The organism is Ferrimonas balearica DSM 9799, assembly GCF_000148645.1.
GTDB classification, from domain to species: Bacteria; Pseudomonadota; Gammaproteobacteria; order Enterobacterales; family Shewanellaceae; genus Ferrimonas; species Ferrimonas balearica.
Genome location: NC_014541.1, coordinates 2,799,041 through 2,821,006 on the forward strand (window position 1 = coordinate 2,799,041; position 21,966 = coordinate 2,821,006).

General features: G+C 60.7%; 13 protein-coding genes. 5 read left to right on the forward strand and 8 right to left on the reverse strand.

Features of this window, described 5'->3' with window-relative positions; genetic code table 11:
* The first annotated feature begins 5 nt into the window (after positions 1–5).
* Positions 6–3,476, forward strand: a complete 3,471-nt coding sequence (mfd, locus tag FBAL_RS12815) for a transcription-repair coupling factor (protein ID WP_013346020.1) — start codon at positions 6–8, stop codon at positions 3,474–3,476.
* Positions 3,473–4,420, forward strand: a complete 948-nt coding sequence (locus FBAL_RS12820) for a CsiV family protein (protein ID WP_013346021.1) — start codon at positions 3,473–3,475, stop codon at positions 4,418–4,420. Before mfd ends, FBAL_RS12820 begins: the two co-directional genes overlap by 4 nt.
* On the opposite strand, the gene FBAL_RS12825 is transcribed toward FBAL_RS12820, so the two are convergent.
* The 3 genes from FBAL_RS12825 to nagZ form a co-directional block, all read right to left on the reverse strand.
* Positions 4,410–4,682 carry an acylphosphatase gene (locus FBAL_RS12825; RefSeq protein ID WP_013346022.1) on the reverse strand — a complete coding sequence of 91 codons (273 nt, stop codon included), beginning with the start codon at positions 4,680–4,682 and terminating at the stop codon, positions 4,410–4,412. The two genes, FBAL_RS12820 and FBAL_RS12825, sit on opposite strands and share 11 nt — an antisense overlap.
* A 304-nt stretch (positions 4,683–4,986) precedes the next feature.
* On the reverse strand, positions 4,987–5,559 hold the full coding sequence (gene ycfP, locus FBAL_RS12830; RefSeq protein WP_013346023.1) for an alpha/beta hydrolase YcfP: 573 nt from the start codon (positions 5,557–5,559) through the stop codon (positions 4,987–4,989).
* Between the two features lie 33 nt (positions 5,560–5,592).
* Positions 5,593–6,600 (reverse strand): beta-N-acetylhexosaminidase, encoded by a 1,008-nt coding sequence (gene nagZ, locus FBAL_RS12835; RefSeq protein WP_013346024.1) that lies wholly within the window; start codon positions 6,598–6,600, stop codon positions 5,593–5,595.
* Positions 6,601–6,698: 98 nt separating this feature from the next.
* Between nagZ and FBAL_RS12840 the strand changes: the two genes are divergently transcribed.
* Positions 6,699–8,072, forward strand: a complete 1,374-nt coding sequence (locus FBAL_RS12840) for an L-serine ammonia-lyase (protein ID WP_013346025.1) — start codon at positions 6,699–6,701, stop codon at positions 8,070–8,072.
* Positions 8,073–8,142: 70 nt separating this feature from the next.
* Here FBAL_RS12840 and cysB read toward each other — a convergent pair whose 3' ends face one another.
* Positions 8,143–9,117, reverse strand: a complete 975-nt coding sequence (gene cysB / locus FBAL_RS12845; RefSeq protein ID WP_013346026.1) for an HTH-type transcriptional regulator CysB — start codon at positions 9,115–9,117, stop codon at positions 8,143–8,145.
* Positions 9,118–9,443: 326 nt separating this feature from the next.
* On the opposite strand from cysB, the gene FBAL_RS12850 reads away from it, so the two are divergent.
* Positions 9,444–10,214, forward strand: coding sequence for a hypothetical protein (locus FBAL_RS12850; RefSeq protein ID WP_013346027.1), 771 nt, complete (start codon positions 9,444–9,446; stop codon positions 10,212–10,214).
* A gap of 65 nt (positions 10,215–10,279) precedes the next feature.
* Here the strand turns inward: FBAL_RS12850 and FBAL_RS12855 are convergent, their stop codons facing one another.
* Together FBAL_RS12855 and topA are read right to left on the reverse strand one after the other, a co-directional pair.
* Positions 10,280–14,164 (reverse strand): S8 family serine peptidase, encoded by a 3,885-nt coding sequence (locus tag FBAL_RS12855; RefSeq protein WP_013346028.1) that lies wholly within the window; start codon positions 14,162–14,164, stop codon positions 10,280–10,282.
* 308 nt (positions 14,165–14,472) lie between these two features.
* Positions 14,473–17,130 (reverse strand): type I DNA topoisomerase, encoded by a 2,658-nt coding sequence (topA, locus tag FBAL_RS12860; protein ID WP_013346029.1) that lies wholly within the window; start codon positions 17,128–17,130, stop codon positions 14,473–14,475.
* Positions 17,131–17,498: 368 nt separating this feature from the next.
* Between topA and astB the strand changes: the two genes are divergently transcribed.
* The gene (gene astB, locus FBAL_RS12865) at positions 17,499–18,836 is read left to right on the forward strand and encodes an N-succinylarginine dihydrolase (protein ID WP_013346030.1); all 1,338 of its coding nucleotides are present in this window, start codon (positions 17,499–17,501) and stop codon (positions 18,834–18,836) included.
* A 51-nt stretch (positions 18,837–18,887) separates the two neighbouring features.
* On the opposite strand, the gene FBAL_RS12870 is transcribed toward astB, so the two are convergent.
* Positions 18,888–21,179, reverse strand: a complete 2,292-nt coding sequence (locus FBAL_RS12870; RefSeq protein ID WP_013346031.1) for a CHAT domain-containing protein — start codon at positions 21,177–21,179, stop codon at positions 18,888–18,890.
* Between the two features lie 10 nt (positions 21,180–21,189).
* Positions 21,190–21,804 (reverse strand): OmpA family protein, encoded by a 615-nt coding sequence (locus FBAL_RS19645; RefSeq protein ID WP_013346032.1) that lies wholly within the window; start codon positions 21,802–21,804, stop codon positions 21,190–21,192.
* Positions 21,805–21,966 lie beyond the last annotated feature (162 nt).

Below are 21,966 nucleotides of genomic sequence, written 5' to 3' on the forward strand. Positions count from 1 at the left end.
TGCCAATGAGTCGTTTTTCCCCTCTTGAGCCGCCAGCGGGCGGTCCTCACAGCAAGTTACGCCTGACCGGACTGGTGGGCTCAGCGAAATCGCTGGCCATCAATACCATGGCGCGCCGTCACAGCGGACTGACACTGCTGCTGACCCACGACACGCCAACCGCATTGCGCCTGGAGCAGGAGCTGGCCTATCTGTGCCGCGACGATCTGCCGGTGCTGCTGTTCCCGGACCGCGAAACCCTGCCCTACGACAGCTTTTCGCCCCATCAGGACATCGTGTCCCAGCGCCTCGAAGCGTTGCATGCCCTGCCCGGCCTCAAGCGTGGCCTGGTGATCCTTCCGGTGCCCACCGCCCTGACCCGGGTCTGCCCGCCCGCCTTTGTGGCCGGCAAAGTGGTGCGATTCGAGCAAGGCCAGACGCTGGATATCGAGAAGCTGCGACAGGATCTGACGCAGGCCGGCTACCACCACGTCGACCAGGTCCGCGAACATGGCGAGTACGCCATTCGCGGCGCCATTGTTGACCTGTTCCCCATGGGCAGCGATACGCCGCTGCGACTGGACCTGTTTGACGACGAACTGGAAAGCATCCGCCCCTTTGACCCGGATACCCAGCGCTCCGAGGGCACCCTGCCCTCAATCAGCCTGCTGCCGGCCCGGGAGTTCCCCACCGACGCGGCGGGCATCGACAGCTTCCGCGCCCACTATCGTCAACGCTTTGAGCGCATCAGTAACGAAGCGGAGTCGGTCTATCAGCAGGTGTCCAAAGGGATCCTGCCCGGCGGGGTAGAAAACTACCTGCCGCTGTTCTTCGACCAGACCGCCACCGTGTTCGACTTTCTGCCCAACGACACCCAGATGCTGACGGTCGGGCCGATTCAGGACGCCTGCGAACGCTACCTGAGCGACGCCGAAGCGCGCTACGAAAACCAGCGGGTTGACCCCCTGCGTCCACTGCTGGCTCCCCACGAGCTGTTCCTGCGCAACGAAGAGCTGTTCAGCGAGATCAAACAGCGTGGCCGCATCCAGCTCGAAGCTGGCGTCTCCGAGATCGCCCGCGAACCTCGCGCCGATGTGGACGACGTGCAGGAGATTGAGATCAACCACCTGCTGAAAACGCCCCTGGCACCGCTGCTCAGTTATCTGGAAAACGTGCCACGGGTGTTGTTCTCGGTGGAATCCGAAGGTCGCCGCGAAGCGCTGCTGGAACTGCTGCGTCCGGCGGGGCTGAAGCCGGAACCTTGCGACCATATCGACGACTTCCTCGCCAGCAACTGCCCGATGGGTCTGGTGGTCAGCCCGCTTGAGCGCTCAGTGATGCTGCGCCGGGAGGGGATCGCCCTCATCTGTGAAGAGGAGTTGCTTGGTGGTCGGGTGCGGCAAAGCCGCCGCAGCCGACAGCGCCGCAGCGTCAGCTCCGAATCCCTGATCCGCAATCTGGCTGAGCTGAAAGTGGGCCAGCCGGTGGTGCACCTTAAACACGGCATCGGGCGCTACCTCGGCCTGGAAACCCTGGAAGCCGGTGGGCTCGAATCCGAGTTCCTGATGCTGGAATACGGTGGCGGCTCCAAGCTCTATGTGCCGGTTAACGCGCTGCACATGATCAGCCGCTACAGCGGTGCCGACGAAGAGAGCGTCACCCTCAACAAGCTGGGCTCTGAAGCCTGGGACAAGGCCCGTCGCAAAGCCGCCGAGAAGGTGCGTGATGTGGCCGCGGAGTTGCTGGACATCTATGCCCGCCGTGAGGCCAAACCGGGCCACGGTTTCCCCATGGACGAGCTGGAGTACCAGCGCTTCAGCGCGGCCTTCCCGTTTGAGGAAACCGTTGATCAGGCTGCCGCCATCGGCGCCGTACTGCGGGATATGACCAAGCCCCAGGCCATGGACCGTCTGGTCTGCGGTGACGTGGGCTTTGGTAAAACCGAGGTGGCGATGCGCGCGGCGTTTGTTGCCGTCAATGGCGGCAAGCAGGTGGCGGTGTTGGTGCCCACTACCCTGTTGGCCCAGCAGCACTACGAGAACTTCCGTGATCGCTTTGCCGATTGGCCGGTGCGGGTTGAGGTGATGAGCCGATTCCGCACCGCCAGCGAGCAGAAAAAGGTGCTGGAGCAACTGGCCGAAGGCAAAGTCGACATCCTGATCGGCACCCATAAGCTGCTGCAGAGCGAGATCAACTTCCCCGACCTGGGCCTGCTGATCGTCGACGAAGAGCACCGCTTTGGCGTGCGGCAGAAGGAGAAGATCAAGGCGCTGCGGGCCGAGGTGGACATTCTCACCCTGACCGCCACGCCCATCCCGCGTACCCTCAATATGGCGATGTCCGGCATGCGCGACCTCTCCATCATCGCCACCGCCCCCAAACGCCGCCTGTCGGTGAAAACCTTTGTCCGCCCCCAGGAGGGCGCGCTGGTGCGGGAAGCGCTGATGCGGGAGATCCTCCGCGGTGGCCAGGTGTACTACCTGCACAACAGCGTGGAGACGATTCAGGAGTGCGCCGACGAACTGGCCAAACTGGTACCGGAAGCGCGGGTGGGCATTGCCCACGGCCAGATGCGTGAGCGCGAGCTGGAGCAGGTGATGAGCGACTTCCACCACGGTCGTTTCAATCTGCTGGTCTGCACCACCATCATCGAAACCGGCATCGACATTCCCAGCGCCAACACCATCCTGATTGAGCGGGCGGATAAATTCGGCCTGGCCCAGCTGCACCAGCTGCGCGGCCGGGTGGGTCGTTCCCACCACCAGGCTTACGCCTACCTGCTGACCCCGGCCAAGAAGCTGGCCAAAGACGCGGCCAAGCGACTGGAGGCGATTGAGCAACTGGATGATCTGGGTGCCGGCTTCCTGTTGGCCACCCAGGACCTCGAGATCCGGGGCGCCGGCGAACTGCTCGGCGATGAGCAGAGCGGCCACATCAGCAAGATCGGCTTCAGCCTCTATATGGAGATGCTGGAGCAAACCGTCAATGCCCTGAAATCCGGTCAGGAGCCGTCGCTCGACCAGATCCTGTCGGACCAGGCGGAACTGGAGCTGCGCATCCCGGCCCTGCTGCCGGAGTCCTACCTGCCCCACGTCAACACCCGCCTGGCCATCTACAAGCAGATCGCGTCCTGCAACAGTGACGATGACCTGCTGCAAGCCAAGGTGGAACTGGTGGACCGATTTGGTCGACTGCCGGAAGCGGCGGAAAACCTGTTGGCGGTTACCCGCCTGAAACTGCGCGCCACCACGCTGGGGATCCGGCGAATTGAGGCTCACGCCAAGGGCGGCAGCTTCGAATTCACCGAACATACCCCGGTTCAGGCACAAACCCTGATAGCACTGCTGCAATCGAACGTCGGTAAGCTTAAGATGGACGGGCCGACCAAACTGCGGTTTATGGACGATATCGAGGCGCCCCAGGCTCGTCTGGACGCCGTCACCGAGTGGCTTGACCGCCTCTCGGTGGATCTCAAACAAGAGGCCACGCTTTCGTGAAATTCCTGCTTCCTGCAATGGCGCTGCTGGCCAGCGTCACCAGCCCCCTGGCTTTGGCCGAAGACCCCACCTGGTTTGAGGTGGAGGTGGCCGTGTTTACGCGCCCGGACAACAGCGGTGAAATATGGGATCAGGACCAACCGGTGCTGACCCAGGGCAACACCCGCGACCTGATTGGCCCGGCGCTGCTGCCGGATCTGAGCCAGTTTGAGGCCGCGCTGGCAGAGTGCGATGCCAATGAGTGGTTGATGGATCCTGCGGGCTGTCAGGCCCGAGAAGACAGCGCAACCCCATCCCTGCCATCACGGCTGCCGGTGGTCGCCACCGCCGATCAGGCCGGTGACCCGCTCAAGGGCCAACCCTATCTGCTGACCAGCGCCCAGCTGCAGTTTAACGATGCGCTGAGTCAGCTTAATCGCCAGCGGGGTTACAAAATTCTGCTGCACACCGGTTGGCAGATGCCGGTGTATGGCCGACGTCAGGCTCAACCCTTTGCCCTGTATGGTGGCGTCAACTTTGGTGAGCGTTTCCGCATGGATGGTCATCTGAAAGCGCCAGACGATGAACTGCTGTCCCAGTTCAATTTCCTCACTGGCTTTGCCCCCAGCAGCCAGGGTTCGGAAGCGGTTTGGCAGCTCAATGGCTGGCTGCGCATCTACCTCGACCACTTCCTGTTTATTGAAACCAAACTGGACCTGCGTGAAGAGGGTGAGCGCCGCTGGAGTGCAACCTCACTGGAAGCCGACAGCGGAGCGCTGGCCGCCGATGTGACGGTGGCCGAAGAGAGTGAGCCGTTCCTGCTGACCATTCCGCTGGAGCAGAACCGACGCGTGCGCAGTCGCGAGATCCACTATTTTGACCATCCCAAGATGGGCCTGATTGTGCAGATCCGCCGGATGGAACAGCCGCAGCCGTCCGAGCCCAGCGCCAGCGCTAATCCGTAATCTCGAAATCCAGGTAGAGGTCGTCGCCGTCGTAATCGCTGACCAGCACATCCATGACGGCGGCCTGTTCGGGCCCATGATGGGCCCAGTCAACCAGGGCGTCCACCGCCAGGTCGCCGCCCTGCGCCAGGATCTCCACCGAGCCATCGCTCAGGTTGCGCACATACCCAGTCACCCCCAATCGGCGCGCTTCCTGCCGCGCCGACGCACGAAACCAGACTCCCTGAACCTCACCGGTGACTCTCGCCACGATTTTCTTCATTTTTCACCCCTTTACGCCTCACACAGGCTGAGCCCAGCCAAAAGGCATAAGACTGTTTTAGCGAATGGAAGGGGGGGCGTCCAGTTTCATGGCCAGAGGATGGCGTCGGAAAAAAGCAGCTAACGAAACCGCTGTTAGCTGCATCGGGCGACAAAACGCAAAGACTCGTGCGGCGGTCAGCCCGGACGGGCCAACCGCAGGGCCCCGCCAATCAGGGCCCGAGTCTGCGCGCACAGCTTACCGAGCCGCCACAATTATGCAACAACGGAATAGGGCTATAGCCCAGAGGAATGACCAGTGCGGCTCAGGCCGGTTGCTGGGTTAACGGTGTGCCCGGTTCCGACGCTTTGAACGCCTCAATCCGACGCAGGTGAGCACTGATCGACTTGAACTTGTGCAGCTGCTCTTCGTCCCACACCACCGGGTAGTAGGGGGACAGCTCCGCCTCGATACGACCGGTATCCAGCACTTCGTCCTGGCGGGCCAGAACCACCAGAGCCCGGCCCTGGTTCTTACGGCGAAACTCGCTGACGCACTTACTGCGGATGTCGGCGTACTCTTCGGGGCGGTCAATCTTGCCCACCATGTTCTCTTCCGGCCACAGGTTGGGATTGAACATCACCGCCCGGATGCCGCACAGAAAACCCACCCGTTCGGCCCAGTAGCCGCCCAGGCCCACCCCGACAATCAGCGGGGCCGGGTCATCGGACAGTTTCAGTTGCTTATCCACTTCCTTGAGCAGGTGCTGCATATCGTGCTTGGGGTGGAGGGTGGAATAGCTGACAAACCGCACGTCCTCCTCGATAAACTGCAACTGCATCACCTTCTCGTGGTTGCCGGGGCTGGTGGCATCAAAGCCGTGTAGATAGATGATCACCCGTCTCTCCTTGTCGCCCGGTTGAGCGTCCTTTTAGTGTACTTCCCGCAGCCTGTCCGCCAGGGCCGCCGCCTGTTGCCAGCGCTCTGATGCCTTCAGCGTGTTCCAGTCCACCGTGGTTTTACCCATCATCGCCTGGAACCGCACCGGCACCTGTTGCCAGGGGGCCAGCACCCGCGCCACCGCCAGTGCCGCTTCGCCCTGATTGCAGATCAGCGCCACATCACAGCCAGCAGTCAATGCCGAATGGGTGCGCTTGAGGTAGTTGCCCGCCCCGGCGGCACCAGCCATCCCGAGGTCATCAGAGAAGATAAGGCCCTGATAGCCCATCTTTCCACGCAGGATGCTCTGCAGCCAGATGCGGCTGTATCCTGCCGGCTGTTCGCACACTGCCGGGTAGGTAACGTGCGCCGGCATCATTGCATCCAGCTTAGCGCTGAGGGCAACAAAAGGCACCATGTCGTTGGCTTCAATCTCCGCCAGCGGCCGCGGGTCCACCGGTGCAGCCAGATGAGAGTCGGCGGCTACGCTGCCGTGGCCCGGGAAATGTTTACCCACACAGGCCATACCCGCGTCGTGCATGCCATCGATGTAGGCCCCCGCCAGGGCAATCACGGCATCGGGTCGGCTGGCAAAGGCACGCTCACCAATCACTTCGGAGATGCCGTTCAGGTCCAGCACCGGGGCAAAGCTGAAATCAATATCAAACGCGCGCAACTCACTGGCCATCAGCCAGCCCAGCTCACGGGCCCAGCCCATCGCCTTATTCATATCGTCACCGGCCACATTCAAAATCTGGCCCGCCGAAGGCAACACGGTAAAACCGTCACGAAAGCGTTGTACCCTGCCGCCTTCATGGTCCACGGCCAGCAGCAGCTCAGGGCGGCGCGCCCGCACATCGGCGACCAGTTGGCGTAACTGGGCCAGGTCGGCAAAGTTGCGGGAAAAGAGGATAAGGCCGCCCAGGCTGTCACACGCCAACAGGGCTTTATCGAGGTCGGTCAGTTCCGTGCCAGTCAAATCGGCCATCAAAGGACCCATGCTACGCTCCATAGGTAAAGATTTCAGTCATCGGATTGGGCTGTGCTGTGCGCTAGTGTACCATCCGGCTCAATAAGATGACGTGACAGGGAAGAGAGATGATCAGCGTTTTCGATATGTTCAGCATAGGCATAGGCCCCTCCAGCTCCCACACCGTGGGACCGATGCGGGCCGCCAACCGGTTTATTGACGACCTGCGCAACCAGGAGCAGCTGTCCCAGATCACCGAGGTGCGCTGTGAGCTGTTTGGTTCATTGGGGCAGACCGGCAAAGGCCACGGCACCGGCACCGCGGTAGTGCTGGGCCTGTTGGGCGAAGCTCCGGAGTCGGTGGACCCGGATCAGGTGCCTAAGATGCTCGAAGCGGTGGCTACCGATCAGGCCATGCTGCTCGGCGGTGAACAGCAGGTGGCATTCACCCGCGCCGATGGCATCACCTACCATCGCCGCAAGTCGCTGCCGGAGCATGCCAATGCCATGACCCTGCACGCCTACACCCGCGATACGCTGGTTTACAGCCGCACCTACTTCTCCATCGGCGGTGGTTTTGTGCTTGATGAGGACGAGATCAAGCAGAGCGACAGCATTAACCAGATCACCATCAGCCAGCCCTACCCCTTCGACACTGCCCAACAGCTGATGGAGCAGTGCACCGAGCATGGCTTATCCATCTCCAGCCTGATGATGGCCAATGAGTGTGCGGTTCAGGACCGTGAAGCGGTGATCGACGGCCTGTGGGCCATCTGGCAAACCATGCGCGCCTGCGTGGACCGTGGCTGTCGCAGTGAAGGGATCCTGGCCGGTGGGCTGAAACTGCGGCGCCGGGCCCCGGCCCTCTATCGTCGCCTGCATGCGGAGGGTGTGACCAACCGCGACCCGCTGAACGCCATGGATTGGGTTAACCTGTTTGCCCTGGCCGTGAACGAAGAGAACGCGGCCGGCGGACGGGTGGTAACGGCCCCCACCAACGGCGCCGCCGGCATCATCCCGGCGGTGCTGTGCTACTACGACAAGTTTGTTCAGCCGGTGGACCGCGAGATCTGCGCCCGTTATCTGCTGACCGCCGCCGCCATCGGCATTCTGTATAAGAAAAACGCCTCCATCTCCGGTGCCGAAGTGGGCTGCCAGGGGGAGGTGGGCGTGGCCTGTTCCATGGCCGCTGGCGCACTGACCGAGATCCTCGGTGGTACCGTGGTGAACGTGGAAAACGCCGCCGAGATTGGCATGGAGCACAACCTGGGCCTCACCTGCGACCCGGTAGGCGGCCTGGTACAGGTGCCCTGCATTGAGCGCAACGCCATGGGCGCGGTGAAGGCGATCAACGCCTCCCGCCTGGCCCTGCGCGGCGATGGCATGCATAAGGTGTCTCTCGATAAGGTGATCAAAACCATGTGGGACACCGGCATGGATATGCGCTCCAAGTACAAGGAAACCGCCAAAGGCGGCTTGGCGGTGAACATCGTCGAGTGCTGATTGGCCCGACGCGTCCCACAAAAACGCCCGGCCAACTGGCCGGGCGTTTTTTATCCTGAGACGGAGTCGCTCAGCGCATCGGCAACTCAATGTCCTTAAACATGGCATCGATCTGGGCCTGGTCTCTCAGGCTCAGGGCTTCCTCTACCCGGGGGCGGGTCAGGTGCGGTGCAAAGCGCTCCATAAAGTCGTACATGTAGGTGCGCAGGAAGCTGCCCTTACGGAAACCAATCTTTGTGGTGTTGGGCTCAAACAGGTGGGCGGCATCCACCACCACCAGATCCTCCGTGTCCTCGTGCTCCAGTGCCATGGTGGCCATCACCCCGACGCCCAGTCCCATCCGAACGTAGGTTTTCAATACGTCGGCGCTGGTGGCCGAGAACACCACGCGGGGATCCCCTTCCACGGTAGAGAACGCCTTCTCCAGTGCAGAGCTGCGGTTAAAGCCAAACACGTAGGTCACCAGCGGATACTTCACCAGCTCCTCCAGCCCCACTTTGCTGCTTTGCGCCAGCGGATGATCCTTGGGGAACACGATGGAGCGATTCCAGTGGTAACAGGGCAGCATCACCAGGTCATGGAACAGGTGCATCCCCTCAGTGGCGATGGCAAAGTCCGCGTCACCGCGCACCGCCATCTCACAGATCTGGTCCGGGGTGGCCTGATGCATATGCAGATTGACGTTGGGATAGCGGTGGATAAAGCCCTGGATCACTGACGGCAGGGCATAACGGGCCTGGGTATGGGTGGTGGCGATGTTGAGGTCGCCCCGGTCTGGTTGAGTGTACTCCTGCGCCGCGCGCTTGATCCCTTCCACTTTACCGAGGATATCACCCGCGATGTCGATAACCTGCTGCCCCGCCGGAGTGACGTGGGTCAGATGCTTGCCGCTGCGGCCAAAGATCTGGATACCCAGCTCGTCCTCCAGCATCCGAACCTGTTTGGAGATGCCCGGCTGCGAGGTATAGAGACTCTCGGCGGTGGCGGACACATTAAGGTTATTGTTGACCACTTCAACAATGTATCGGAGCTGCTGCAGCTTCATCGAACCGTTCCTTTCCCTGAAATTCAATAAAGTTATAGTCACAGCGACAAAACAAATCAAATGGGAATAAGCATATAGTTTGACGCATCACAATGAAGATACGACTGGCCTGCCTACAAGGTATGGGGTTCATCCGTCGTCTTTTTTGCCGCCGCTTGGCCAGCAGAATCACGCTCGGGACGGGCAATTCTGCCGTTTAGGGTGTAGCATAAGCAGGACGAAAATGAGTGAGGCAGATCAGGGAGTTCTCCTGCATTGGCCCCGGGTAGGAAGACCCGGCTCAACAACAGAAACTCGGCAACAGAACAATACAGGTTAAGCCACCCATGTCTTTTACCCTCGTGATGCTTCTGCTCGGCGCCCTGCTGCTGCTGGTGATTGGTATCAACCTTATCCAGCAGCACAAAGAGCAGGTGGAGAACGTTAAGCGCCAGGAGATGGCGAAACAGCGTGCCATCATTGAAGAAACTGAGCAGATCCTGTCAATGGCGCCGGTCCTGCCCTTTACCAGTGCCCTGCTGGTCACCCTGAACCAACGCATTCTCGATGCGCTGGACGCCGCGCTGGTGATCGACCCCAAACACACCGACCTGGCCCGCCGTAAGGCCGACATTCAGGCCCAATTGACCAACCTGGCCAAAGGCGCCGACCACGCCCCCTCCCTCGACACCTTCTCCGTACCCAACAACGAGAAACAGGTGTTGGCGATGGTGCAGACCTTAAAACGTCTGAAAGCGGTGATCCGCAATGAGCACAGCAAATCCCGCATGAACCACGACCGCTACGTCGAGGAGAACCATCGGGTTGATCAGCTCCAGGTGCGTATTAACGCCACCGTACTGTTTGAGCGTGCCCGGATGGCGCTGCAGGCAAATCAGGTGGGGTCCGCCAAACAACTGCTGTCCAAGCTGGTGGCGACCCTGAACAGTCACGGCGGTACTGACCACCTGTTTAAGGACACCATGCTGGAGCGCGCCAACGAGCTGCTTGGCGAAATCGACACCCGGCAGAAAGCCAACCTGCACCAGGTCAGCAATGAGCCCAAGTCGGAGAAAGACGACCTGGACCAGCTGTTCCAGCCCAAAAAGAAGTGGTAACAACCGCCTCTTACTGTTGAGCCTTCGATCAAACTGGCGCCCCCTCAGAGGCGCCAGTTTTCCGTTCAGTGGGCCCGACGCCTGTAGCACCAGCCTCGGCTTGCAAGCAGCCAGAGCAGGATGGCCAAAACCACGCCGCTCATCACACCGCCACCACTCTCCTCCTCACCCTCGACAGGCCAGATTTTGATGTTCAGCATGACCGGTTGGCTGCTGACCTGCGGATCGCTCGCCACCAGAGCCAGTACGACGGTTTCCGCCTGCTGCACCGTTGGGGCCATCACGATCATGGTTGAGCCGACAATCTCCGTATCCACTGCAGTGCCTTGTCGCTGGGTGACCTGCCACTGGATAGGGTCACCCTCCACGTCGCTGGCCCGAAGTCCCACTTCCAGCTGCTCGCCGCTACGAACCTGATAGGACAGCGGCATATTGATCCTTGGCGCATCATTGACCTGGGTGACGTCGATGACCAGTTGCTGCTGGAACAGCGCATTGCCGCCGCCATCGAGCAGTTCATACCGCACTCTGTCCTGGCCCGAAAAGTCCGCTTCCGGCTGGTAAACGATGCTGCTCCCCTGTGGCTGTACGATGCCCGCATCCGGCGCATTCAACACCCTTACACTGACTCCCTCATCAATACCAAAGTCCACCAACCGCACCGCCTCGACCCGGTTTTCCTGGTTCTCCGCAGTCATGACCAGCGGATGGGACCCCGAAGGCAGGAGCTTAACGGAAACCGGATTGTCCTCTTTCGTGGTGACGCTGATCGCCTCGGGTAACACCGAGCTCAGCGAAAAGTCGATCGCCAGCTGACCCGCTGGAATCATCTCGACTTTCAGCGTGTCGCCCTCCTTCGGCGCCACCCCTTCACCATTGTGATACCGCATCACACCGGCGGCACCGAGTACGTCCTCAACGCCAACGGTCAGGTTGGCCGGCAGGGGCCCCAGTTTGTAGTAACGCAGCAGGTTGTGGCCCTTTTTCTGCCCAACCCCAAGCCAGACGCCAAAGCTGTAGCCCTCACCGTCACCGTGTCCGGCCAGTTGCGTCCCAATCCAATCCACCACCAGATAGTTCACCTCCCCGGCGCCGTCCTTAACCTGATAAAGGTGCAAGGTACCGCCCCCGCTTCCGTTGCCCGGTAAAGCGTCCTCATCCTGCAGGTCAAGATCGGTCCAGAAAGGCGCAATGACATTATTTGGCACCAGCGAATCTGGCAGCCGGTGGTTTAGCCAGCTGCTGTTGGCCTTGGTCTCTCCGGGAGAGAGGAAGCCATTACTGGAGACGGTAAATTGGTTGTAGCTCCGCCCATGAAATTCAAAGGGCAATGCGGTGGTGTACACCAGAGACACTTCGTCGCAACTGCCAAAGCAGGGGATCCGATTTGCCTCGCTCGCCAGGCTGTTCTGAGCCAGTGGAGGCACCTCGGTGATGGAGGCGATGGTTTGATTAAGCCGCCCCTGCCAGACCAATCGACGACGCTGCGTGTCTACCGTCACCTCCTGCTCCAGCCCACCCAACAATTGGGTTTCAATGCTGTCCGGTTCAATCGATAAGGCATCATCGATGTCCAGCGTGACGGTCACCGGTCCGTTAAAAGCACGATTAAACAACACCGCATGGTACTGAGCCTGTTCGCCCAACTGATGCTCAGGTTCTGCGCTGTATATGGCGGTCAGATTAAGGTCATCAGAGATATCCGGATACACCGCAATGGGGAGGTGTGCATGATTGTCAGCGGCGGTCAGCTCAACCCGGCCAAACAGCCATTGCCCCTTTTTCGCCAGGGTTGAGTCGACCGTCACCACCAGTTCCGCTGATTCACCACTGGCCAGCACCAGTTGGGTCGGCTGCGTTGTGACCTCTGCCCCCTCCAGCGCCGTGCTGACCACCCAGGTGCCCTTATTGGAGGAGCGATTGGTCACCCGGGTACTGAACTGGCATTGCAGGATGCAAGTGGCGTCAGAGAAGCCTGTGGCAGAAAAGGTCAGCTTGGCGGCCGCAGCTGCGGCCAAATCCAGACGCCCGGCCCCCACATCAAATGGCGTCGGCGAGGAGGTTGAGTCGGGCAGCCTCAGTCCTTCCGTTTGTGCGCTGGAGGTGAGCGCGCTTTTGATCGCTTGTGCCCCCCAGTTGGGATGGAGGTTTTTCAGCACCGCTGCCGCGCCGGCAACATGGGGACTCGCCATTGAGGTGCCGGTTAACATCGCAACCGCCTGGCCCTCGTAACCCGGCTCCTGGGACGAGACGGCGGACAATATCAGTGCCCCCGGCGCAGCAATATCGGGTTTGAGGATATTCGGGTCACCATTAGGGCCCCGGGAACTGGACGTATGGACCATATCCACCAGGGATTCCGAGACCACCGGGTGCTCTGTCGCAGAGATCGTGGCCAGCGCCGTGCTGCCCTTAAGCAGAGCTGCACGCAGCATCGCCCCACTGGCCTGGTCAACCATCACAGCGGGGATACGGGCCTTATCCATCAACATGCCGAAGGGCTCGCCACTCTGGTGGTTATCCACCACCAGCGCTTTCGCCCCGGCCAGGAGAGCGTGCTCACTTTTATCCAAAAAGGGACAGTCCCCTCGTTGAACCAGAGCGATGCTGTCCCGGAAGCTCTCCTGAGCAAAGGGCCGACAGCCCTTGCTGTTGCCAGGGTCAACCTGATCCGCCGCAACCAGAGGGGCGCTGATGTCCTCGCTCACCCGTATCGAAGAGGTTCCCTCAAGCGCGTAAACATCGGGCAGATTGCCCAGCGACAAGACGTTACTGATGTAGCGGCCATGGGTGGTATTGGCCACGGCCAAACCCGAAGCCACGCAGCCCGGGCAACTGATGGTGCCGGGTTCCGGCCCCGCATTACCGGCGGAACTGACCACCACCACCCCTGCCGCTTCTGCAGCGATAAGCGCCTTATGAAATGGCGAGAATGCGGGGTCGAGACCGATGCCCCCACCCCAGGAGTTGTTGATGACATCAGCGCCATCATTGACGGCGTCCTCTAATGCCTGCAGCAGCGTGATATTGGAACCCATCGCTCGCGTTGGATCGTAAGCCGGGGAAAACAGCGCCTTATACACCATCAGATAGGCCCCTGGGGCGACTCCCGACAGCGTAAACCGGTTTCCCTTGTGATCGACTTCGACCCGATTCCCCACCGCGATGGCCGCAACATGGGTGCCATGGCCATTAAAACCCAGCGGACTGCGATGCTCATCCTGCCAGATGTTCATCGATGGCATGTACCAGCGCGCCACAATCAACTTGCCGTTACAGAAACTGGCGTCCTGTTCAGAGCAGTAATCGTCGCTCGGCATCCCTTTTTCCGGCGCAGTGAACCCCACCGACGAGAACATCGGATGTTCGGGACGGATGCCGCTGTCGATGATGGCGACGCGCACCCCAGCCCCCGCGTCATCGCGACCACCGACGCGTCGCCAGGCCCCTGGCGCATCGATCAACTCAAGCGAGGTATCCAGGTTGGTATAGAACAGGCGTTCGGGAAACACCGCCCTCACCCCCTGCATCGCCGCGACTTGTGCTACATCAATCTGATGACCTTCCAGCACAACGCCATTAAACAGGCTGGTAAAGCGGTGCTTCACCTTCAGATCGAGACGACTGTTTGTCAGTCCCCGCTCAAACTGGTCGGCCTCCCGCATCAGCTTTTGGCGATAACGCTGCGAAGCGGCAGAAAACAGCGGGGACCCCTTGCCACCGTGGGCAGCAGGGTCGTCATCCTGATGAAGGAACCAGGCCACCGGCTCAGAGTCCAGCTGAACAATGTATCGCTGCGATGGCTCCGATGCGGATGAGCGCTGGCTCACTGACCAGTGTTCCCGCATCGACTGCAGTGCAAAGGCTTCACTGGCCCCGGCGCGCTCCAACCACCCCACTCCTCCCAGCAGGCACACAATCAGGCCTACGCTCTTTACACTCAATCGCACACTGTTCCCTCCCTGTTCCGTTCTGTGCGGTGCCGATACCTCTTGCGAGCTATCAATAACGTTCCAGCTTTACCACGTTCAAACTTCAATGAGTGGCCCTGCTGAGCCGAACAGGCTCCTGTGTAACGCCAGCGAACAGAAGTAAAGCGCTTAACAAATCAGAAGGTTGGGCAGGACGATGCGGTCAGCAGCGGAGGCCGCCCTGGTTGAAACCGTCGTGATGGAGAGAGGGGAAGATGAGTGATCAGTGACGCCCGCCGGCAGCGCGCGCAGGGATAACAAAAAAGCGCCCCGGAGGGCGCTTTTCATTACTTCTTGGCTTTGCTCTTCTTGGTCTGCTCTTCGACCCAGCGGCTGTTCTCGAACCGCGCAATCCAGCCAGTTGGTTTGCCATCGACTTCGGACGCAACGTACTGCTCCTTGGTCTTACGGCTGAACTTCACCACCGCCGGATTGCCTTCCGGATCCGCTTGCGGCGCCTCAGCCAGGTAGTAGAACTTGGGCGAGATGCGGTCCTTGAAGCGCTTCAGCTCTTCCACCTTGGGCGCGCGGGTTTCGCGGCTCTTGGGGAAGGTACTGGCAGCCAGGAACAGGCCAGCGGCACCGTCGCGCAGCACAAAGTGCGCATCGGACTTTTCACAGGGCAGCTCCGGCAGTTGCACCGGGTCTTCCTTCGGCGGCGCCACTTCACCGTTCTTCAACAGTTTGCGGGTGTTCTTACAGCCGGTTTCCTTGCTGTCAGTACAGGCGAAGTACTTACCAAAGCGGCCGTTCTTCAGCTCCATGTCGCTGCCACAACGGTCACATTCGATGATCGGGCCGTCGTAACCCTTGATCTTGAAGCTGCCGGTTTCCACCTCGTAGCCGTCGCACACCGGGTTGTTACCACACACGTGCAGCTTGCGGGTTTCGTCGATCAGGTAGCTGTCCATGGTGCTTTCGCACTTGCTGCAGCGACGCTTGGTCACCAGCGCGGCGGCTTCCTGATCATCCGAGGTGATCGCTTCAGCTTCCTCACCGGGAGTGAGGTTGATGGTGGTTTTGCAGCGCTCTTTCGGCGGCAGAGCATAGCCACTGCAGCCGAGGAACACGCCGGTGGTAGCGGTGCGGATGCCCATCGGACGGCCACAGGTGGGACACGCGATGTCGGTCATCACCATCTGGTTGGCCCGCATACCGCCCTCTTCCGGGGCCAGCTCCGCCTGGGTCAGCTTCTCAGTAAAGTCGCTGTAGAACTGGTCCAGAACCGCCTTCCACTCCAGCTTGCCCTGGGCGATTTTATCCAGGGTCTGCTCCATCTCCGCGGTGAAGTGGTAGTTGAGCAGGTCGGTGAAGTTTTCCACCAGGCGATCGGTGACGATCTCACCCATCTTCTCCGCGAAGAAACGGCGGTTCTCGACCCGTACGTAACCCCGGTCCTGGATGGTGGAGATGATGCTGGCGTAGGTAGAGGGACGACCAATACCACGCTTCTCCAGCTCTTTTACCAGCGACGCTTCGTTAAAGCGCGCCACCGGCTTGGTGAAGTGTTGTTTCGGGTCCAGCGCCTTAAGGTCGAGCACATCGCCCACCTGCACCGCAGGCAGCATGGTGTCCTCGTCGCCCTTACGGCCCATCGGCGGCTGCACACGGGTCCAGCCATCAAACACCATGATGCGCCCTTTGGCTTTCAGCTCGTAGCTGCCCGCGGTGGCGGTCACGGTGGTGGAGTCGTACTTGGCCGGCACCATCTGACAGGCCACGAACTGGCGCCAGATCAGTTCATACAAACGCTGAGCGTCACGCTCCATGGTGCTCAGGGTGGACGCCTTAACGTTCACATCGGACGGACGGATCGCTTCGTGCGCTTCCTGTGCGCCCTGCTTCGCGCCGTACAGGTTGGGGCTGGAGGGCAGGTACTGGTTACCGAACTCCTGGCCAATGTAGCCCCGTACACTTTCCACCGCCTCTTTGCTCAGGTTGGTGGAGTCGGTACGCATATAGGTGATATGACCGGCTTCATACAGGCGCTGAGCCAAAGTCATGGTCTTCTTCACCCCAAAACCCAGACGGGTACTGGCCGCCTGTTGCAGGGTGGAGGTGATAAAGGGGGCTGACGGCTTGCTGGAGCTCGGCTTATCTTCCCGGGCGCTGATGGTGTAACGCGCCTCTTTCAGGGCGGAGACGGCCTTGTCGGCGTCGCCCTGGTTCACCATCTTCAGGGCTTCGCCATTAAAGCGGGCCACCTGCATACGCAGTGCATCACCGGAAGCGCTGGACAGGTCGGCGTGCAGATCCCAGTACTCTTCCGGGACAAAGGCACGAATTTCGCGCTCACGCTCAACCACCAGGCGTACCGCAACGGACTGAACCCGGCCCGCTGACAGACCGCGCGCCAGCTTCTTCCAAAGCAGCGGTGACACCATAAAGCCCACCACCCGGTCGAGGAAACGACGGGCCTGCTGGGCATCAACCTTGGCGTTATCGAGGTGCAGGGGATGAGAGAAGGCTTCCTGAATCGCAGACTTGGTGATCTCGTTGAACACCACGCGGCGGTAACGTTCCGGGTCACCACCAATCACCTCCTGGAGGTGCCAGGCGATCGCTTCCCCTTCTCTATCCAAATCCGTTGCGAGATAGACGGTGTCGGCTTTTTCCGCCAGGGTTTGCAGCTCTTTCACCACCTTCTCTTTGCCGGGCAGCACTTGATAGTTGGCGGCCCAGCCATGCTCGGGGTCGATCCCCATGCGACCGATCAGGCTTTGATAGTCGCGCTCACGCTTATAGGCCGCCTTGGCTTCCGGGTCCATCTTGCGCACCTCTGCGGGCGTCTTCGACGGCGGGGCTTTTTCAGCGGCCTGACCGCCAGAAGTCGGCAGGTCACGGATGTGACCAACGGAGGACTTAACGACGAAGTCCTTGCCGAGATACTTGTTGATGGTTTTCGCCTTGGCTGGCGACTCCACAATTACCAGGGATTTGCCCATAGCTACGGGATGAGACCTTTTTGTCAGCGTTGGAAGAGAATTGGCACCATATATAGTGGCATGAGGCGGGAGATTCAACCCTAGTGTCCATGGATGCCAAGCACTTAGACGCTTTTTGTCCAGTTAAAAAATTTTTTGAGACTAAAAACGCAATTCCAAAAAGTAGTAATGCATCGGTCAGCCACAAGCAAGAAATAGTTATGCAGATGTTGCCACTGACTCAATTGCACACCGCTTGAGCAGTGCCGCAATGCACGTATACTGGCGGGAAATTCCACGAGCTGTCGCGTTGGATCCGTCCTTCTCTGTATTCCCCTTATTCGCGGCGCCGGACCACGCCAGAAGCAGCCCCGTTCATAGGAAGAACCATGAAACATATCGAAGCGAATTTTGATGGGCTGGTGGGCCCGACTCACAACTACGCCGGATTGTCGTTTGGCAATGTCGCGTCCCAGAGCAATGCCGCCGCCATCTCAAACCCCAAGTCTGCCGCCCTGCAGGGTCTGGCCAAGATGAAAGCGCTGCACGATATGGGCATGACCCAGGGCGTGCTGGCGCCCCAGCAGCGCCCCGACCTGAACATGCTGCGCCGTATCGGCTTCTCCGGCAGCGACGCTCAGGTGCTGGATAAGGCGTATCGCGATGCTCCGGCGATCCTGCGGGCGGCCTACTCGGCCTCCAGCATGTGGACCGCCAATGCCGCCACCGTCTCCCCCAGTGCCGACAGCGCGGATAATAAGGTGCACTTTACCCCGGCCAACCTGGTGAATAAGTTCCACCGCTCCATTGAGCCGGAGGTCACCGGCCGTATCCTGCGCGCCACTTTTGCCGACACCAGTCACTTTGCCCACCATCAGCACCTGCCGGAGCACGACCAGTTTGGTGACGAAGGCGCCGCCAACCACACCCGCCTGTGCCGCCAGTACGGTGACGAGGGCCTGCAACTGTTTGTTTACGGTCGTTACGGGTTCGACCTAAGCAAACCCGCGCCTCAGCGCTACCCGGCCCGACAAACCCGGGAAGCCAGCGAGGCGGTGGCGCGGCTGCATCAGTTGGGCGAGCACAACACCGTCTACATCCAGCAAAACCCGGATGTGATTGACCAGGGTGTGTTCCACAACGACGTGATCGCGGTGGGCAACCAGAATGTGCTGTTCTACCACCAGCAGGCGTTCCTCAACACCGAATCAGCTCTGGCGGAGATCCGCGCCAAGTTCGGTGACAGCCCGCTGCACTTCATTGAAGTGGGGACCGATCAGGTCAGCGTTCAGGATGCGGTGAAGAGCTACCTGTTCAACACCCAAATCCTGACCCTGCCCAGCGGCGAGATGGCCATCATCGCGCCCACCGAGTGCCGCGAGAATCCGGCCGTCTACGCCTACCTGAACCAGCTGCTGGAGCAGAATACGCCGATCCGCCACGTCCACTACTTCGACGTAAAGCAGAGCATGCAAAACGGTGGCGGCCCCGCCTGTCTGCGTCTGCGGGTCGCCCTGTCCGAACAGGAAAAGGCGGCAGTGAACCCCCACAGCCTGATGAGCGACAGCAAATATGCGGAACTGACCGCCTGGGTCGAGAAGCATTACCGCGACCGACTGACGGCAGAGGACCTGCGTGACCCGCAGCTGGTGGTGGAATCCCACCAGGCTCTGGACCAGCTGACCCAGATCCTCAATCTCGGCAGCGTCTATCCGTTCCAGCGCTGAGCCAACCAAAAAAGGCGCCGAAAGGCGCCTTTTTTCTTTTATCCCCGCGGGTTAACGACTCTCACCGGTCAGCTGGAACGCCGCCCAGTAGAACGGGTGGGGGTACTTTTCCCGGGTGTGCATCTGGGCTTCGCGCAGCGCCACCACCTTATCTCCCCCTTTCAGGCGGGCGTAAAAATCCGCCATCAGCAATGCGGTGGAGGTGTCCTCCACCGGCCAGAGGCTGGACACCACCGAATCGGCCCCGGCAAACAGGAACCCCCGGTTCAGTCCCACTACGTCATCCCCAGAGCGCACATCCCCCAACCCGGTCTCACAGGCGGACAGGGTGACCAGGTCGGCGTTCAGCTGCAAACCGTACAGCTCACCGAGGGTCAGGCTGCCATCATGCTGCGCATCGGCCGCCAGCATCAGGCGGGAATCCAGAGGGTTACTGGCGTTAAACTCGCCGTGGCTGGCGAAGTGCAACATGGCATATTGCGGGCCCTGCTGGCGGACGGCAGTTTCGGTGGCCTGCTCGCGCAACAGGACTTGTCCCTGCTGCCACTGCCGCGCGATCACCTGAGCTTCATACTCCGCCCCGGGCAGTGCCATCTCCGCGTCGTTCAGGTCCGGGTTCCCCAGCACCAGCAGCCGCCCGCTGGCCTGCTGCTTCCCCAGATAGGCCAGCACCGACGCACTGGGCAGCAAGCGAGTGGCCCAGCGGTCCACCACAAAACGGCGCCCGTCATGCAGCGCGTTAAAGGGCAGGTAGTGCAGTGAACCGTGGGGCACCACCAACAGCTCCTGGCCGACCAGTGCCGCCTCAACCGGTGCCACCAGCTGCTGGTACAGCGCCTGCGCAGGCTCACGCCACTCATCACCGGTCAGCATCAGGGCTTCCCGAAAAGCGGCTATGCGCTGATCCAGTTGCCCCGCGTCCAGCTTGACCGCGCTCAGCTGCTCGGCCGAGAGCACAAACGCGACCAGCTGATCGCCCTGCCAATAGTACTCCAGCATCACCTCTTCCGGCCCCAGCCGGGCCCGGATGGCCGCCACGTCGAGGCTGTCGACGTTAACCAGCGATGCCAACTCCGGATACTCGCTGCGCAGCTGCTGAGCGGCCACATTATTACTGCGGGTACGGTCACCGGAAGTGGCCTTCTGCTGGGTACGTTCGTACTCCTGCGCCGCTTTGAGTAACTGGCTGGCACGGGGGTCTACCGACTGCTCCAGAGTCTCGCGGCTGGCCAGCATATCCACCAGGGCGCGGGATTTGGCTTTTTCGGCGTAAGACAGCGCCTGTTCCGCCTGCCCCTGCTCCACCAGAATGTCGATCAGCAGCGCGTAGACCTTCTGCTTATCGTTGGCGAACGCCATCTTGCTGTGGTCGCTGCTGAAGTCACGCCGCTGGCTCTCAATGATCTCGACCGCGCGCTCCAGCTTGCTGATGGCCAGATCCGGCTGGCCGGATGCCCGGTATGCACGTCCAAAGTGATAAAAATAGGACCAGTGGCGATAGTGGCTGCTGCGAATCACGATCTCCTCACCGTCAAACTCGTTCAGGTGATCAATCGCCGCCTCGCTGCGCCCCTGGGCCAGCTCGCCCAGTGCCAGATAGTAAGGCCGGGGGGTGATGGGATCCTGGGTCATGTCCACCAGGGCGCTGGTGCCAAAGCTGGTGATGAGATCCATGGTATCCGCCAGGGTGTCAGCCACGGTGTCCTCGTCCTGCAGGAACAGGTTTGCCGCCTTCTGATACTCGCCCATCGCTTCATAGCCGTTCGCCAGCCAGCTGTATCCGGTATGACGGAATAACCGGGGCTCCCCTCTCAGCCACACCAGTTCCTCATCCAACGCCACCTCAGCCTGGGCCGATTGCTCCGGTTGCCCCAACTGTTGGTGCAGATAGCGCTGCTTTTGCAGCGTCAGCATCCGCATCAGGCGGGCCCAGCCGCCATAAAGGCTGCTGGATGCCAGCTCCGGCTCTCTGGAGAGCGTCAGCACCTTCTCGTTCAGTGCCAGCGCCCCCCACAAGTCACCGTGGTTCATCCGATAATCCGCCACCGCGCCGTAAGAGCTCAGCAGGTAGTAGCGGTTTTCCGGGTCTTCCACCTGTTCGAAGCGCCGGATATGAGCCTGAAAACACTGATTGGCCGACTCCATTTTACCGGCACTGGCGTACACGCCACAGAGCATGATCAGGTCGTCGTACGCCATGGTATTGAAGGCCGCCTTGCCCCCGTGTTTCTGGATATACGCCTCTTCGGTGCCATTGTTCATCGCCAACGCCGCATCCAGTGAGCTGCACCCCGGCAGCCAAGCCACCAAGGCCAGTGCCGCCAAAAGCCGTAATGCTGTCATCCTGTCCTCCTCAATCCTTTTCCGGAGCTTCCAATCGCTGTACTTCCACCCGTCGATTCTGCTGCTTACCCTGACGCTCGTGATTGGACGCCAGTGGCGTGGTTTCGCCGAAGCCCACCACTTTCAGCTGGTCGGGCGTCAGTGAGGTGTGCTGCAACAGGTAATCACGCACCGTGTTGGCCCGCCGCAGGCTGAGCCCCAGGTTATATTCCTCATCGCCATCGGCATCGGTATGGCCGGCTATCAGGAAGGCTTGTCCGTTAAAGCGGGGATCGGTCAGGGCGTCGCCCAGAGTCTGCACCAGCGCGAGCGAACTCGGCCGCAACCGGGCAGAACCACTGTCAAACTCAATGCTCAGGTCAATGGTGCTGGCCAGGGCTGGCAGTTGCGCCACGGTGGTGTCCCCTTGCGGGGTTTTGACCCGCACCAGCCCCCGGGTGTTGGCCGGCGTCGCCGTACTGCCACGCAGGCGTCGGGGTAACGGCTTGCCCTGGGAGTTGTCGCCTCGGTGAGGTTGGCTGAGCTGTTCAACAATGGCGGTCCGGGAGGGGGTCTCAGGGCCATTGGCGGCTACGCTGGTGCTGGCCAGCACGGTGAGTAAGCCAGTCAGTAAGACGGCACGCATGGTGGGTTCCTATGTGGTTGTCCAACGTCTTCGCGACCGGGCGACGCCCACATTCGACACAGGCTGCACGCTGTGACGACCTCAATGCAGAACGCGTCAGGGACGCGTTGGGATGGCGAAACCGCAATAACGCCTCCCGGTAAAGCAAAAAGGCACCCGGTT

Excerpts from the sequence above, each read along its gene's own strand:
- FBAL_RS12850 (WP_013346027.1), top strand. The coding sequence starts at position 9,444 with ATGTCTTTTACCCTCGTGATGCTTCTGCTCGGCGCCCTGCTGCTGCTG.
- FBAL_RS12870 (WP_013346031.1), bottom strand. The coding sequence starts at position 21,179 with ATGACAGCATTACGGCTTTTGGCGGCACTGGCCTTGGTGGCTTGGCTG.
- FBAL_RS19645 (WP_013346032.1), bottom strand. The coding sequence starts at position 21,804 with ATGCGTGCCGTCTTACTGACTGGCTTACTCACCGTGCTGGCCAGCACC.
- nagZ (WP_013346024.1), bottom strand. The coding sequence starts at position 6,600 with ATGGGTCCTTTGATGGCCGATTTGACTGGCACGGAACTGACCGACCTC.
- cysB (WP_013346026.1), bottom strand. The coding sequence starts at position 9,117 with ATGAAGCTGCAGCAGCTCCGATACATTGTTGAAGTGGTCAACAATAAC.
- FBAL_RS12825 (WP_013346022.1), bottom strand. The coding sequence starts at position 4,682 with ATGAAGAAAATCGTGGCGAGAGTCACCGGTGAGGTTCAGGGAGTCTGG.
- mfd (WP_013346020.1), top strand. The coding sequence starts at position 6 with ATGAGTCGTTTTTCCCCTCTTGAGCCGCCAGCGGGCGGTCCTCACAGC.
- topA (WP_013346029.1), bottom strand. The coding sequence starts at position 17,130 with ATGGGCAAATCCCTGGTAATTGTGGAGTCGCCAGCCAAGGCGAAAACC.
- FBAL_RS12840 (WP_013346025.1), top strand. The coding sequence starts at position 6,699 with ATGATCAGCGTTTTCGATATGTTCAGCATAGGCATAGGCCCCTCCAGC.
- astB (WP_013346030.1), top strand. The coding sequence starts at position 17,499 with ATGAAACATATCGAAGCGAATTTTGATGGGCTGGTGGGCCCGACTCAC.